Origin of the sequence: Tsukamurella sp. TY48 (genome assembly GCF_019656655.1) — a bacterium.
GTDB classification, from domain to species: Bacteria; Actinomycetota; Actinomycetes; order Mycobacteriales; family Mycobacteriaceae; genus Tsukamurella; species Tsukamurella strandjordii.
In genome coordinates this window covers 150,414-164,786 of record NZ_BPMV01000002.1, presented here as the reverse complement: position 1 = coordinate 164,786, position 14,373 = coordinate 150,414, and the positions used below count along the sequence as shown (strand labels likewise).

Sequence of the window (14,373 nt, the reverse complement as noted above, 5' to 3'; positions counted from 1 at the left end):
CGCATGTATGACGGGATCACGGCGGCCACGAAGCGAAACGCGGCCATGGAACACGGACGCGGACGATCATGGCGACGCAGTGTGCGCGAGATCTTCGAGGCGCCGCCACGCACAGACGCGGCAACCGCAGCAGCGACAGGCGTTATCACCAGCACTCGCGTTTCGCCGATAATCTACATTATGACATTACGTGCTCTGCGTATTCAGCTCGAGTCGGCCACCTCATATTGCACCTGTCCTTGGCCAGACATTGAGCGTCCACCTGTCCTTGGCCAGACATTGAGCGTCAGAAGGGCGCCCGGGGCGCGGCGATCTGGATAGGCTGCGCCCAAATTCTTTCGTAGCTACCCAGAAGCTCGTCGAAGCCCGCGTCGACCGACGGGGATCGATGGATGGACCAGCCCTTCTCGTACTGCCATGCTACGGAAGGCGGATCACCGAACACGTAGACCTCCCAGACCAGCACAACCGCGTGAACCCGAGTTGTAGCACCGAAGAATCGGGCTAACACCTGATCCCGCTCGCTCTGGAAGATCGCAGAGTCCACCCAACTCTCGGGGAGCTTCATAAAGACGGACCCCACACCGCCCTCGGGGAGCTGCTGTCGCGCACGATCGAGGGTCTTGAGAAATGCTTTCTCTGAGTATTTGACATCTTCGGCGCGCGTCTTCACTTCGATGGGCCACGGTGCGTGTCTACCGAACCAAAGGTCGATGTCATAGTCGTCGCCCTTGACGCCGGACTCTTTCCGCAGCTCAATTACGGACGGCAATGCCATGAGCATGTGAATCACGTCGGACTCGAATGCGGCTCCCTCAAGATCTCTCCGGAGCAAGTTGCTGAGCAGTAAGTCAAAGAAGTCTTCACGGGTAAATTCGAACAACCGCCGAGCCAATTCCCCAGCCCTGCGATACTGCATCGCAGCAGTGCGCACCCCCCACTCCCGATCCCGACGGAAGTACCGCGCACCGTTACCTCCTCGCGCTCTATCCTCGGACTCACTCGTCGCTCGGTCGACGTTGCGTCTGACCCAATCATCGCCAAGATAGTCAGCAAGGAGAAGCTCGTATAGAGTCCTCCGGCGAGCGAACTCCGATGCCCCTGGAAGCGCGTGAGCAATGGCATCTCGAAGCCGGTCCACTTTTTTGGTTGCACTCGTCCACCAGACATAGTCGTCAGTCAGCTCAGCGGGCGTCTTTTGTCGCGGCGCTGGGCAAGGCTTACCAGCAGTCACGATCATTACCTCCGCCAACTAGCCTCGCCGAAGACGTCACGCTGTAGAGCCTAGCGGTGGAATCCGTACCACGTGGCGGCGGCGCTCAGCGCGGGAGTTTGCGGCGATCGAACACGCAGATTACCAGTATCTGCCAATGGCGCTTCGCCCGTCCGACACCTCACTTCGACCCCTTCAGCTCGGCGGCGAGGATCTCGATACGAGCGGCGATATCGTCGCGGACGAGACGCATGCGCTCGATTCCATCGATCCCCTGTTCCGAGGGCTCGACGGTGTCCCAGTTGACCAGACGCACCCCGGCCGGCGGTTCGACGACTGCTTCGCGACCGAGGGTGACCACCACGTCGACACGAGCCAGTAGATCGGGATCGATCAGCTTCGGGGTCTCACGGGAGATGTCGACACCGACTTCAGCCATGACGTCTGCGGAGAGGCTGTTGACGGTCTCGCCGGGACGAGTACCCGCCGAATGCACGACGACCGCGTCGCCCACAGCCTTGCGCATCAGAGCGGCAGCCATCTGCGATTTGCCACCGTTCTTCACACACACGAACAGCACACTGGGCGTGTCGAGTTCGGCCCAAATCCGCTGGCCGGACATCACTTCCCACTCCTCGGAGACTCCGACGTGGCCGCCAGAGTGGCGGGGAATCGCTTGCGCAGGGCGAGCGAGACGTAGACGAGGCCGACGAGGACGGGCACCTCGATGAGGGGCCCGACGACACCGGCAAGCGCCTGTCCCGAAGTGGCGCCATAGGTCGCGATCGCGACGGCGATCGCGAGCTCGAAGTTGTTGCCCGCAGCGGTGAACGCCAACGTGGTGGTGCGCTCGTATCCGATCCCCATCGCGGCGCCGAGAAGGTAGCCGCCACCCCACATCACCGCGAAGTACACCAGCAGCGGCACGGCGATCCGCGCGACGTCCCACGGCCTCGACGTGATCTGCTCCCCCTGCAACGCGAACAGGACGACGATGGTGAACAACAGACCGTACAACGCCCACGGACCCACCTTCGGTAGGAACGTCGACTCGTACCACTCGCGCCCCTTCGCCCGCTCCCCGATCCGCCGAGACAGGTATCCGGCGACCAACGGGATCCCCAGGAAGACGAGCACCGATCCGGCGATCTGCCATGGCGAAGCGCTGATGGTGGCCTGATCGAGCCCCAGCCAGCCCGGGAGTACGGACAGGTAGAACCACCCCAGTGCCGCGAACATGACCACCTGGAACACCGAGTTGAGCGCGACCAGTACCGCGGCGGCCTCACGATCTCCGCAGGCCAGGTCGTTCCAGATGATCACCATGGCGATGCACCGCGCGAGCCCCACGATGATCAAGCCGGTCCGGTACTCCGGCAGATCGGGAAGGAGCAACCAGGCGAGCGCGAACATCAACGCCGGGCCCAGGACCCAGTTCAGCAGTAGTGATCCGACGAGCAGCTTCCGGTCACCGGTCACGGAGTCGAGGCGGTCGTAGCGCACCTTGGCGAGCACCGGGTACATCATGATCAGCAGTCCGAGCGCGATCGGCAGCGAGACGCCGTCGACCTGGATCCGCTCCAGTGCGGAATTCAATCCGGGGACCGTCCGGCCGAGCAGCAGGCCGGCGATCATGGCGACGCCGATCCACACCGGTAGGAATCGGTCGAGGGTTGAGAGCTTGCCGACGACCGGCTGCTCCGTGGCGGATGCGGTCACTGCGGACCGCAGTCGGACACGGCGGCGTTGCGGGACATCGTGTCGACCTCCGGAAATCGCGCGGTGTTATGTCGAATCCATTGCAGCACCTGTTCTACGCCACCTCTTCGACATATGTCAATGAGGTGCGTACAGTCGGTTCCATGCCCAAGGCCCTGCCCGTGATCGACATGACCGACCCGGTCTGCTGCGCTCCGGTCGCCTCGACTGCCGCGGACGATGCGGCCGCGCTCGATCTGGCGCTGCGACTCAAGGCTCTCGCGGACCCGGTCCGGGTGAAGCTGCTATCGCTGCTGTTCACCTGTGGCGAACCGTGCACTACGGGATCGCTGGCGGCCGCGGTGGGGCTCGCGGAATCCACCGTCAGTCACCATCTCGGCCAACTCCGCACAGCCGGTTTCATCGCATCCGAGCGGCACGGGATGAGCGTGCACCACTCCCCCCGCCGCGAGGCGCTCACCGCTCTCTGCAAAGTGCTCGACCCCGACTGCTGCTGACCGCCATCCTCCGCGGCATCACCTCGTCATCGGCGGCCGAATCGCGCAAGACAGTGCCACACCTGTTTCAGCGACTGCGCCGGGTGCACCCCCGCCCGGGCGGCGTCGCCGATGATCCGCGGGGTCAGCTCATCACCGAGGGATCGGGCCAGCTCGACGATGTGCGATCCCCGGTAGTCGGAATCGAAATCATCGGGGGATGCTCGAAATCCGGAGTGGAACTCGACGGGGCACCCCAACCGCCCCGCTGCGTCCTCCACCTCCGTCCCGATGAAGGACGGATCCAATACGACCGCGGCCACATCGGCGGCGAAGCGAACCGTGCCGTGCACGTGCGCCTCCACGTAGTCGTCGAGATCGTCGAAGCCCGACTCGTCAGCTATCCGGCACAGGCGTGCCAGTACCGCCGCGCCGCCGACGTCCGTCGGCTCCAATACCGAGTCCGGGAAGCAGAAGGTCGACCGCGCGACCACGTCTGGCCGGAGACGAAGGTACGACGATCCGAACCGGACCGCACCACCGAACGGATCGGCTCGCCGGTTCCACGCCCCGTACACCGGGCGCTCCGAGGCCGACGCATCGTCGTACTCCCCGGCGAACAGCCGACTCTCCCACCGCCACCGGTCCCCTCCCGGAAACGCGGTCAAGCCACCGTTCGAGATGCCCGTGACGAACTGCGACCGGTACTGCCGGTCGGCCGCCATCGACTCGATCACCCGGCCCGCCCGGTGCGGCCAATCGGGATGGAATTGCAGGGTCACCGCCGTCGTACGAGCGGCGATCCGCCGCCGGATCGGCGCACCGCTCCGGCGCTCCCCTGCCGCCTCCGCCATCACCTGATCCTACGAGCTGCCGCAGCAATCCCGCCGGACCTGCTGTCAGTGTGCCGCCCCGGCGTCGGCTCCGCGGCGAGAAGCCGCCGTGATCCCGGGCGGGTAGTCTCGGCTCCATGTCGTTCCGCAGGTTGCGCCAGTTCACCGCGGCATCGGTGGTGGCGCCGAGCCTTGCTCTGAGCGCCGGCACGGCTGCGGTGGCAGCTGCGCCACCGGCCGCTGCAGTCGGTACCGCGATCGACTCGGCCGTCGGCCTGGTGAGCGAGCGGCTCGCCCTCGCCGAAGACGTCGCAGGGGCAAAGTGGCGCAATCGGAGCCCGATTCGCGACGCGGTCCAGGCCGCCACCGTCGTCGAATCCGCCGTGCAGCAAGGGGACTCGCGTGGGCTCCCGCGGGACTACGTGTCCGCGGTCTTCACCGACCAGATCGCCGCGAGCGAATCGGTGCAGTACTTCCTCCACTCCCAGTGGTCCACCCAGCGCAACCCGGATCCCGCCGTTGCCGACCTGCCGAAGCTGCGGGCATCACTCGCGTCGCTCACCCCACGCATCCTGGACTCCCTCGGTGCAGTGGCTGCCGCGGAGGACGGCACCGCCTGTCGCAGCGCAGCCGATCGATCCACCGATCGGCAGATCACTGAGCGCGGTTGGCACGACCAGCGCGGAGTCGCGTTGCGATTCGCCACCTCGCGCCTGTGTCCGACGGCGACTCCGTAACGAGCTGCGACGCCGAGGAGCGAGCGACACCTGGCGCAGAGCAGCTTCGTCTGCTAGTCTGAAATCGGTTGACTTTCTTGGTGGTACGTTCGCAAGGATTTCATGCGGCGGACGAAAACCCTCTCTGTGCCTCAGCATCGTGACTCGTAGGCCTCCGCAAACCCGGCATCGAATGTCTCGTTGCCGCACATATTTTAGGAGATACCCATGGCTCAAGGCACCGTGAAGTGGTTCAACAGCGACAAGGGATTCGGTTTCATCACCCCCGATGACGGCGGCAAGGACCTCTTCGTCCACTTCTCCGGCATCGTCGACAACGGCGGCTTCCGCAACCTCGAGGAGAACGACCGCGTCTCGTTCGACTCGCAGGCCGGCGACCGCGGCCCCCAGGCCGTTTCGGTGCAGACCATCGCGTGACCTGCCCCACCGTTCCGATTCCGCGACCTCCCCTGTGACGGAGACGGCTTCGGGATCAACGGATACGGACGGCGAGAAGGCGTCGTGGTGGCGCCGCATCCGCCGCGCGGTGGACGAGTATCACCGCCGTGGCGATGAGGGGACGGAAATCCTCCCCTAGCGACGCGTCCGCTCGAGTGGCCTCCCGGTGAACCGGGAGGCCACTTCTCGTTGGTGGCCACGCCCGCAGCCGCTGTACCGCAAGAGCGATCAGGCGTAGGCTTGAGAGTGAGTCGATCTTCCACCGGGATCCCCTTGGTGCTCCCGACTTGCTCAGCGGGAGTATGACTCCCGGATCGGAGCGTCCGATGACGCATCCACTCAGTCCTCCCATCCAGCCCGGTCGGCTGCACATCAAACCGGCGGGGTCGATTCTCGGCGCCGTCGACGGGGTGTGGTGGCCGCAGTCCCGCGATCTGCCCGCCGAAGTGAACCGCATCGTCGTAACACTTCACGCCCGCATGGCCCACCTCGAACGCGTCTGCTACCGCTACTCCGATTGGGATCCTGCACCGCGCAAGATCTGGATCGAGGGCGAGCTCACTCGCCTGGACGGGTACTACCTGCAGGCCCTCGACACCGTACGTTTCGTCGGCGGGGGCGTCACGCTCACCCTCGCGGTGATCCCGCCCGGCGCGGAGACCGACGTGGCCGAGTTGGCCACACTGCTCGCGATGACCGGGGCCACCAGCCAGAGCGCCCATGCCTTCAACGTCGAGGCGATCGCGACCACGTCGGCCACTCATCAACGCCACGCGGCCGAGCGCGAGTGGGAATCCGAGGGCGGCCACGCTCCCCCGTCCCGTCCCCCTCAGCCCTCGCCGTCGTCGTGAACGAACACCTGGTCAGGGAGATCACGAACCGGGTCCACGTGGCGAACGAGGCACGGCTGACGCAGCCCTTTCCGGCCCCGGCGGTACCTGTTCGTCTGATCGTCGTTCGCGTGCACCGGGATTGGTCCGGGCGATGGCTGCCGTGGTCCTCCGACTACACCGCAGAGATCCATGACCTCGTGCACGCCTGCGCCACCCGGTCGGGAGCGAGGATCGAACGAATCGCTTCGCCTGGAACCGGACCGCCCTGAGTCATCGGGCCCTGATGACGGCGGACGATATCGAGCTGACGCGCGCCGAGCCCGGCCAACCGCCGCACGAGATGCGCCTGACCGCCGCCAACGGCGTCCGCTTCATCCTCCGCGTCGTCGCACCGGCCCGCTAGCGCCCGCCCGCTGCCGCGAGGAACGGCGCGGCATGCAGTGCGTCACCTCTCCGCTGCAGCATCCACTATCGTTGCGCCAGAAAAGGATTCCTCACCGAGGATCGGACCCGTGTCGGCGGCGGCGCTCCCGGTCGCCGCGGCCCGGTGCGCCATCATCCAGTTGACGGCGACGCCGGCACCCACCACCAGCACCATTCCGATGATCGCCGCGGCGTCCAGGCTCTGATGGAGGAACAGCGCGCCCACCGCGGCCCCGATCGCCGGGTCGAGACCGAACAGCAGGGCGATCATCGTCGCCGAAGCGCGAGCTGCGGCGATGGCGTCACAGGTGTAGGAGACGACCACGCCGAAGAAGGCTGCGGCGAGCAGCAGCGCCACGGTCCGTAGATTCAGATCGCCGATCGCCCGCAGCGACCACGGAGCGGTCGCGGCAGCCGCGATCGTGACCGCGAGGGCGAGCCTGGACAGCGGTTCACTCTGGCGTCCGACACGTTCGGCCAGGAGGGCGTAGCCCGCGAAACACAGCCCCGCCGCCAGCCCGAACCCGACGCCCACCAGATTGACACCGCTCCCCTGCCCCGCGATCAGCGCGACACCGAGCAAGGCGATCGGTGCGCAGCAGCGCTCCCGCCAGCGCTTGGCCATCACGAACGCGAGCCCACAGGGGCCGAGGAAGTCCAAGGTGACCGCCACGCCCAAAGGGAGGCGATCGATCGCCTGATAGAGGCACACGTTCATCGTCGCCATCACCACCCCGAAGGCGACGATCGTCGACCACTCACCGGTGCTCACCCTCCGCAGGTTCGGCCGGGTCAACGCACACATCATGACTGCGGCGCCCGCCATCCGGAGCCCCGATGCCGGCACCGGTCCGGCTCGGCCGAAGGTCTGCAGCGACAACGCCGACGAGGTCTGCGTACTCACGGCACTGACGAGCATGGTGGACGATGATTCCAAGTGGCTGCGCAGGCGCATGACGAACGACACCTCCCTGTGTGGATTCCCGTCGGGCTCACACGTCGGAGCCCACGCCCCTCACAGTATCGTTACTTAGACGAAACAGAGGTGTGACATCTTCCACACCCGCACGTGCCGGTCAGGACCGATCGCCACGGCGCATCGCCGCCAACGCGGATCGCGTGAAGGCCTTGGCACTGGCGGTCCACGGCGCGGCGACGTCGAATCCGTGGAAGCCGTGTTCCACCGTCACCAGTTCGACCTCGACCCCCTCGGCCCGCAACGACTCCGCGTACAGGATCGCCTCGCGGTGGAACAGATCCGTGGTCCCCACACCGATCCAGGTGGGAGGAATCCGCGACGACACGGAATCGAGCACCGGTACGAACTCTGCGGAACCACGCAGGTAGGAGTCCCAGCCGAATCGATTCGATCGGGCGTCCCACACCCGCACTCCCGCGGGCTCCTGCTGCGCCGACCGGACCGACGGGTCCAGCATCGGATAAAACAGCACCTGGCGGACCGGCACCCGTTCGCCCCGTCGAACCTGCTCGTGCACGAGCTGTGCGGCGAGGCCGCCACCCGCGCTGGCGCCACTGACGGTGATCGCCGATTCGTCGACGCCGGGCAGGGATGCGAGCAGTTCCAGGCCCGCGCGGCAGTCCTCGACAGCAGCGGGATACGGGTGCTCGGGCGCAAGCCGGTAGTCGACGGAGACCACCACGCTCCCGGTCGCCCTGCAGATCCGCCGACAGATGTGATCGTCCTGGCGAGCGGTGCCCACCACGTAGCCACCGCCGTGGATCCACAGCACACCGGGGCGGCGCTCCCCCGGCGAGCCGCTCGGCCGGAAGATCCGCACCGTCGCACCACGGGACAGTGCGCGCCGTTCGACCCCGGGCGATGGAACCAGGCCGAGCATCCGTATCGCGCCCCGCACCGCGCGGTACGTCCGCCGATCGACCACGTGCCGCACCGGTACCCGGGAGGCCGCGCGGAGCTGCCGGTCGTTCGCCCCGAGCCGCAGCTCAGGCCCCTCGGGATCGTTCACGACCGCACAGTATCGCCCCGCGCGCCGGCACGTGCCGGAATGGGAGACCGCCGCGGCGCACCGGGAACATCGCACCTATAGAATCTCCATATGAAACCGTGGCTCGTGCGAGGCATCGCGATGGCGGCCCTGATGGTGGCGGCGCGGTGCGCGCTCGGTTGGGGCATCACCGTTTTCCCCACGACGGGCACGTCCCAGCGATTCGCGGCGATCGCGCTCGTGATCGCGGTCGCCGTGATCTTCGGCGGTTACGACGGCCTGATGGACGCGCGCCGCTTTCCCGATGCCGACAAGGGCGTTGACCTCACGGCCCGGTGGTTCAAGGCGGCGTTGTTCGGCGGCGTCGTCTCCGGCGCGGTGTGCTGGGCCCTCGGCAGTTGGCTGCTTCCCGGAATCGGCCAGGGCTCACTGCCCTTCGAGCTGGTGATCGGGGCCTGCTTCACCACGCTGCTGCTGGTGATCTCCGCGTCGATCGGCGCGGTCGCCGGCCGCCGGCTGGCCGCCCGGCAGTCCGCCGCCGCCTGACTCCGGACGCGATCACATCTCGGTGATCGACGAGACCTTCCACGCGCCGTCGAACCGGTCGAGGACGAACTTGATCGGCGACTGCCCCGTGACGCCGGGGACGCCGCGCTCGGTGACCTGCCGGACCACGTTGAGCAGTACCTCGGCGTGGTCGGGCGAGGCGAAGGCGACACCGGTGGTGAGCCCCGCGTCGTCGACCGTGATGGTCACGTCCTGCAGCTGTCCCGCGGCCTGGGTGATGCCCGCGCGCATCTTCTTCGCCTCGTCGACCATTCCCGGCGTGAGCAATTCGTTCATCCGCTGCTCCCACTGACCGACGTTGTTCATGTCGATCGAGTAGATGTCCTTGGCCGCCTGTTTCGCGGTCGAGACCACCTGCGTGGTGAGCGCGGTGTCCACGAAGGCGCGATTGTCCACCGTGCCCGCGAAGGGGCGCGCGAGGCCGAACGTTGCCGCGGCCGCGAGGATCACGACCGCTGCGGCGATCACGATGTAGGTCGTCCACCCGGACTTCGCGGCGCCCTCCGGCGTCTCGGCATCGTCCGGGCTCGTGGACGAGGGCTTTCGCTGCGGCCGCTCGGGTGCCGGCGCGGGGTCGTCGGACGTCGCCGATTGTGCCGCCGAATGTCCTGTCGCGCGCTCCGCGTCGGGCCGGCGGAGCGAGGTGCCGCGGGCGACGGCCCGCTTGCGGGCGGGCTTGGCCTGGTCGGCGGCCGCGGTCGACTCGCCCTCACCCTCGGTGTTCGCGACCTTCCCGGCGCTCACGGGCGGATTCTCGTCGACCGGTTCGCGGTCCGTCATGGCGTGCCTCCCTGCGGGGTCGGTGCCGGGGCGGGTGGTGCCGGAGCGTCCGCCGTCGGGACCACGGCGGTGGCCGGGGTGTTCGGGTCGTTGGAACCGGTGGCGCCGCGCTGCTGCAGCGGGACCATCTCGGAGGCCTTCCATCCGCGGTCGGTCTTCGAAACCGTGACCACGTAGGTCCAGCGGTAGGCGTCCGCTGCGAGTTTGCCGTTCTCCGTCGACTTGACCACCGAGTACACCAGCACCTTCGCGGTGCCGCCGTCGTAGTCGAACTCCGTGGGCGCGGCGGCGACCACGACGGGGTCGGTCTTGAGGTCGGTGTCGGCGCGTTCCTTCAGACGATCCGCGGTGTAGGCGCGCTGCGACTTCTGCCAGCTGTCCAGCAGGTCCCCCGTCATCGCGCCCTCCATCCGGCGCAGCGTGCCCTCCGGGTCCTTGGTGTCGAAGGTCTGGAAGTCGACGAGCGCCTGACGGGCACCGTCCACGGCGGCGTCGCGATCGGCGGCCCGCCGGTGGTCGGAGAACCAGCCCCACCACAGGACGCCCACCACGATGGCCGCGATCACGGCGACGCCGAGCAGTGCCAGCGCGATCACGCGCCGGCGGTCGGTGCCGGGCGTACTCGTTTCGGTCTCGGTGCCGGTCTCGCTCGGATCGTCGGTCACTTGGGGTGGCCTCCGAGCATCACGGCCGCGGCCTGCGCGAGAGGTCCGAGGTCGATGCGATCCGGCGCCACCACCTTGGGCTTGCCGTCCCAGGGTTGTGCGACGCGCGGATCGGCGTACCGGGCGCGATCGGCGCTGCGCACGCCCGTCGGGTTGCCCTGCGGGACATCGCATCCGACCTGGGTGTTGAACGGGAACGGATCCCGGTTGATGTCGAAACCCGGGTTCTTCTTCTTGATCTCGTCGATCATCTTCTGCGTCGATTCGTATCCGACGGTGCACGCCGGCGGGTTGTTCACTTCCAGGACCACACCGTAGTGCAGTAGACCATCGCCCGGCGAGGTGGAGAATGCGCCGGCCGCGATCATCGGGAACAGGATCAGCACCTGCTTGAGGTTCGGTGCCACGGGATCGACAGCGGTGAGCTGCGCGGACAGATCGTGCACCACCTTCGTCACGTCTCCGCCGGCCTGCTGGACCAGCGCGCTCAGCTGCGTGGCCGACAGATTGCCGGTCTGCAGGAGGCGCCGCACGTCGGGGTCACTGTTGGCGAGCGTCTCCGTGACCACCTTGAGGCTGTCGGCCCACTGCCGGATCGCCGACGACTGCGCGGCCTGCGTGCCCAGCGCGATCTTCCCGTTGGTGATCAAGGACAGGGTCGCGTCCAGGTTGTCGGTTCCGGTCTGCCCGAGCCGGGAGAGCGAGTCGATGAGCGCGCGCAGGTTCTGTCCGTTCCCACCGAGCGCCACCGACAACTCGGTGACCACGGTCTTCAGCTTGGCCGGGTCGACCGACTTGCTGAGCACCGTGACGTTCTTGAGGAAGTCCTCGATCGGCTCCTGGGTCTTCACGTCGCGGATCACCGAGCCGTCCACCAGCACGGCGTCCGACGGGGTGCCGCCCTCGGGCACCTGTTTGGGCACGAGGTCCATGTACTGCTCGCCGATCGAGCTGCGTTCGGCGACGGTGGCCTGCACGTCGGCGGGCACCTTCGGCCGACTGGTGTCCAGCTGCAGGTCCACCTGGACGCCCTCGGGAACCAGGTGCAGTTGGCCGACCCGTCCCACCGGGGTACCGCGGTAGGTGACCTCGGCGTTGGTGAAGATGCCGCCGGAGTCCTTGAGCATCACCTTGACGGTGTAGACGCCGAAGCCGAGCATCTTGTCGATGCGTGCGTACTGGGCGCCGACGAAGGCGATGCCGACGACCGCGAGCACGGCGAAGACCAGCAGCTGGCGGCGCTGCAGCTTGGGAATCATCGAGCGCCTCCCTGCTGCGATGCGCTCGATCCGGTCGCTCGGCCCGAACCGGGGCCGTACTTCGGCGGGACGTACACGGGGGCGGGCTTCCCCGCACCCAGCGCCTCGAGCTGGTTGATCAGCCGGGTGTCCAGTGAGATGAACAGGTTCATCGAATCACCCTTGATCGCATCGACACCGGCGTCCGGGAAGGGGAAGGTCGCCACGAAGGGCAGGGCGGTCACGATGTCGTCGGCCGCGCCGGCGAGCGCACGCAGGGTGGGACGCAGGGCCAGCAGGTTCTCGATCGTCTCGCGTTGCGAACGGCTGAGCACATCGGTGCCCACCTTGCCGAGCCGGTCGAGCTGCTTGACCATCTCGATGATCTCCGGGCGCTGCTGGTTGAGAACGGCCGCGCCGCGGGGCAGTTCGGCCAGGATGCGACTGATCTGGGTGGTCTGCGCCTCGGCCCGGCGGGACAGTGCCGCGACACCGTCGATCGCCCGGGTGATATCGGCCCGCTGCTCGTTGAGTCCTTCGATCAGGCGGTCGGTCTGCGTGATGAGCGAGCGCACCTGCTGGGGATTGCTCATGGCCGTGTTCAGCTCGTCGACGATGGGCTTGAGCTGCCCCACTCCACCGTCGTTGAGGACCAGGGAGAGCACGCCGAGAACCTCTTCGATACCGGCCGTGGTCTTGTTCTGCGCCGCGGGGATGGTGGCGCCACTGGCCAGGGCCTGGCCGTCCGATCCCCCCGACGAGACCAGCGTGATGTACTTCTCGCCCAGCAGATTCGACTGTTCGATCTGGGCCCGCGAGTCCGCCGGCACCTTCACGCCGTCGCGCACCTTCACGGTGACCTCGGCCGTCCAGCCGTCCGAAGCGATCCCGATCGACTCCACCTTGCCGACGGTGGCGCCGCCGATCCGCACCGACGATTCGGGCACCAGATCGAGGACGTTCGCGAACTGCAGGTGCAGCACGGTGGGCCGGGCACCGAGCGCCGGACCGCCGGGGAGCGGCAAGGAGTAGATGCCCTGGCTACCGCAGGCGGTGAGCACCACCGCGGCGGTCGCCAGTGCGCCGCCGGCGAGGATCCTGCGCTTGGTGCTCATCGCGCGCCTCCCGGATTCGTGGTGGGCGGAACGGACGGCGCGGGCTTGGCCGAGCTCGACGGCACCGGCGTGGCGTTACTCGACGGGGCGGCGCTCGACGGGGCGGGCTTGGCCGAACCGGGTGCCGGGCGGGTGCCCGCCGGGGTCTTCGGCAGTACGCCCTCGACCGACGGTGCCGTCCGTCCCGGGACCGTGCCGGGCACGGGGCCCTGCTGCAAGTTCAGGCCGGACAGGATGCCGAAGGGCAGGTTGAGCTGCGGGACGCGGACACCGTCGGTGATCTGCTTCGCGAGGCCGGTGCACTGGCTCAGCAGCGGACCGAGGGTCTTGGTGAGCTGCTCGAACTGCGGGTTGCCGGGCATCAGCTTCCCGAGATCGGCCATCTTGCAGACGGTTCCGAAGGGATCCTGCAGATCGGGCAGGTTCGGGCGCAGCGTGAGCGTGCCGGTGTCACCGTCGTAGGCCTGCTGCAGGTTGCTCGCCGCGATCGGCAGGTAGGACAGGATCTGGGCCTGCGCCGTCCGGGTGTCGTTGAGGATCTTGGTGATCTCGGTGAGCCCGGTGACGTTGGACGTCAGCGAATCCCGGTTGTCGCGGACGAAGGCGCCCACGTCGCCGAGTGCCGGGGCGAGCAGATTGATCGCCTTGGTGAAATCGTCCCGCTCCCCCGCGAGGTACTTGGTGAGCTCGGCGAGCTGGGAGTTGAAGACCCGGACCTGCTTGTCGTTCTCGGCCAGCATCGTGACGAAGGTGTTGAGCCCCTTCACCGTGGCGGCGATGTTGTCCCGCGAATTCGACAGGGTCGTCGACGCCTTCGACAGGCCGGTTATGGCATCGGCCATCGCCTGTCCGTTGCCTGCGAGGTTCTCCGAGGACACGTCGAGGACCTCGGTGAGTGCGCCGTTCTTGTTCGCGCCGTCGGGGCCGAGCGCCTGCGCCAGTGTGCTGACCGAGGCGTACACCTGGTCGATCTCGACCGGCGTCATCGTGTGGTCCTCGTTCACGATGGCCCCGGACTGCGCGGTGGGCCCCTCCGTGTACACGGGGAGCAGCTGGACGTAGCGGTCGGAGATGACCGACGGAGTCACCTGGGCCGCCCACAGGTCCTTGGGCAGCTGCACGTCGCGGTTCACGTGCAGCTGCACGCGCACCCTGTCGCGCTCGGGAGTGACCTCGTCGATCTCGCCCACCTTGACGCCCAGGATCCGGACATCGGAACCGGCGTAGATGCCCACTCCCCGATCGAAGTACGCGGTGATGCGCGTGGCTCCCGCGCTGCGCACGAGCCACCACCCCGCGCCCGCGAGCACGATCACGGCGATGAGCATGACGACGAGGATCGCGACGCGGGTGGGGTTGAGCCCCATGA

The 14,373-nt window shown here is 67.5% G+C and carries 16 protein-coding genes; 5 read left to right on the top strand and 11 right to left on the bottom strand.

Annotation, left to right across the window (positions count from 1 at the left end):
• Positions 1–286: 286 nt before the first annotated feature.
• The 3 genes from TTY48_RS16570 to arsB all read right to left on the bottom strand — a co-directional run bounded on the left by TTY48_RS16570 (position 287) and on the right by arsB (position 2,932).
• The gene (locus tag TTY48_RS16570; protein WP_220658759.1) at positions 287–934 is read right to left on the bottom strand and encodes a hypothetical protein; all 648 of its coding nucleotides are present in this window, start codon (positions 932–934) and stop codon (positions 287–289) included.
• 460 nt (positions 935–1,394) lie between these two features.
• On the bottom strand, positions 1,395–1,835 hold the full coding sequence (locus TTY48_RS16565; protein WP_220659594.1) for a low molecular weight phosphatase family protein: 441 nt from the start codon (positions 1,833–1,835) through the stop codon (positions 1,395–1,397).
• The gene (arsB, locus tag TTY48_RS16560) at positions 1,835–2,932 is read right to left on the bottom strand and encodes an ACR3 family arsenite efflux transporter (protein WP_220658758.1); all 1,098 of its coding nucleotides are present in this window, start codon (positions 2,930–2,932) and stop codon (positions 1,835–1,837) included. Before arsB ends, TTY48_RS16565 begins: the two co-directional genes overlap by 1 nt.
• 143 nt (positions 2,933–3,075) lie before the next feature.
• Between arsB and TTY48_RS16555 the strand changes: the two genes are divergently transcribed.
• Positions 3,076–3,429 (top strand): Rv2640c family ArsR-like transcriptional regulator, encoded by a 354-nt coding sequence (locus tag TTY48_RS16555; RefSeq protein WP_220658757.1) that lies wholly within the window; start codon positions 3,076–3,078, stop codon positions 3,427–3,429.
• A 26-nt stretch (positions 3,430–3,455) separates the two neighbouring features.
• On the opposite strand, the gene TTY48_RS16550 is transcribed toward TTY48_RS16555, so the two are convergent.
• Entirely contained in the window at positions 3,456–4,262 is an 807-nt protein-coding gene (locus TTY48_RS16550) for a DUF3626 domain-containing protein (protein WP_220658756.1), read from the bottom strand.
• A gap of 116 nt (positions 4,263–4,378) precedes the next feature.
• Between TTY48_RS16550 and aroQ the strand changes: the two genes are divergently transcribed.
• The 3 genes from aroQ to TTY48_RS16535 all read left to right on the top strand — a co-directional run bounded on the left by aroQ (position 4,379) and on the right by TTY48_RS16535 (position 6,267).
• Positions 4,379–4,978: a gamma subclass chorismate mutase AroQ gene (gene aroQ / locus TTY48_RS16545; protein ID WP_220658755.1), complete on the top strand. Its 600-nt coding sequence runs from the start codon at positions 4,379–4,381 to the stop codon at positions 4,976–4,978.
• A gap of 207 nt (positions 4,979–5,185) precedes the next feature.
• The gene (locus TTY48_RS16540; protein ID WP_220658754.1) at positions 5,186–5,395 is read left to right on the top strand and encodes a cold-shock protein; all 210 of its coding nucleotides are present in this window, start codon (positions 5,186–5,188) and stop codon (positions 5,393–5,395) included.
• Positions 5,396–5,742: 347 nt separating this feature from the next.
• Positions 5,743–6,267 carry a DUF5994 family protein gene (locus tag TTY48_RS16535; RefSeq protein ID WP_220658753.1) on the top strand — a complete coding sequence of 175 codons (525 nt, stop codon included), beginning with the start codon at positions 5,743–5,745 and terminating at the stop codon, positions 6,265–6,267.
• Positions 6,268–6,694: 427 nt separating this feature from the next.
• On the opposite strand, the gene TTY48_RS16530 is transcribed toward TTY48_RS16535, so the two are convergent.
• Together TTY48_RS16530 and TTY48_RS16525 are read right to left on the bottom strand one after the other, a co-directional pair.
• Entirely contained in the window at positions 6,695–7,627 is a 933-nt protein-coding gene (locus TTY48_RS16530; protein ID WP_220658752.1) for a DMT family transporter, read from the bottom strand.
• Between the two features lie 121 nt (positions 7,628–7,748).
• Entirely contained in the window at positions 7,749–8,660 is a 912-nt protein-coding gene (locus tag TTY48_RS16525) for an alpha/beta hydrolase (RefSeq protein ID WP_220658751.1), read from the bottom strand.
• A gap of 90 nt (positions 8,661–8,750) precedes the next feature.
• On the opposite strand from TTY48_RS16525, the gene TTY48_RS16520 reads away from it, so the two are divergent.
• Positions 8,751–9,185 carry a B-4DMT family transporter gene (locus TTY48_RS16520; protein WP_220658750.1) on the top strand — a complete coding sequence of 145 codons (435 nt, stop codon included), beginning with the start codon at positions 8,751–8,753 and terminating at the stop codon, positions 9,183–9,185.
• 12 nt (positions 9,186–9,197) lie between these two features.
• Here the strand turns inward: TTY48_RS16520 and TTY48_RS16515 are convergent, their stop codons facing one another.
• The 5 genes from TTY48_RS16515 to TTY48_RS16495 are packed head-to-tail and all read right to left on the bottom strand — an operon-like array spanning position 9,198 to position 14,371.
• Positions 9,198–9,986, bottom strand: a complete 789-nt coding sequence (locus TTY48_RS16515; RefSeq protein ID WP_220658749.1) for a hypothetical protein — start codon at positions 9,984–9,986, stop codon at positions 9,198–9,200.
• Positions 9,983–10,651, bottom strand: a complete 669-nt coding sequence (locus TTY48_RS16510; RefSeq protein ID WP_220658748.1) for a hypothetical protein — start codon at positions 10,649–10,651, stop codon at positions 9,983–9,985. The genes TTY48_RS16515 and TTY48_RS16510 overlap by 4 nt, the downstream gene beginning before the upstream one ends.
• The gene (locus TTY48_RS16505; RefSeq protein ID WP_220658747.1) at positions 10,648–11,910 is read right to left on the bottom strand and encodes an MCE family protein; all 1,263 of its coding nucleotides are present in this window, start codon (positions 11,908–11,910) and stop codon (positions 10,648–10,650) included. The genes TTY48_RS16510 and TTY48_RS16505 overlap by 4 nt, the downstream gene beginning before the upstream one ends.
• Positions 11,907–13,004, bottom strand: coding sequence for an MCE family protein (locus TTY48_RS16500; protein ID WP_220658746.1), 1,098 nt, complete (start codon positions 13,002–13,004; stop codon positions 11,907–11,909). Before TTY48_RS16500 ends, TTY48_RS16505 begins: the two co-directional genes overlap by 4 nt.
• The gene (locus tag TTY48_RS16495; protein WP_220659593.1) at positions 13,001–14,371 is read right to left on the bottom strand and encodes an MCE family protein; all 1,371 of its coding nucleotides are present in this window, start codon (positions 14,369–14,371) and stop codon (positions 13,001–13,003) included. The genes TTY48_RS16500 and TTY48_RS16495 overlap by 4 nt, the downstream gene beginning before the upstream one ends.
• Positions 14,372–14,373 lie beyond the last annotated feature (2 nt).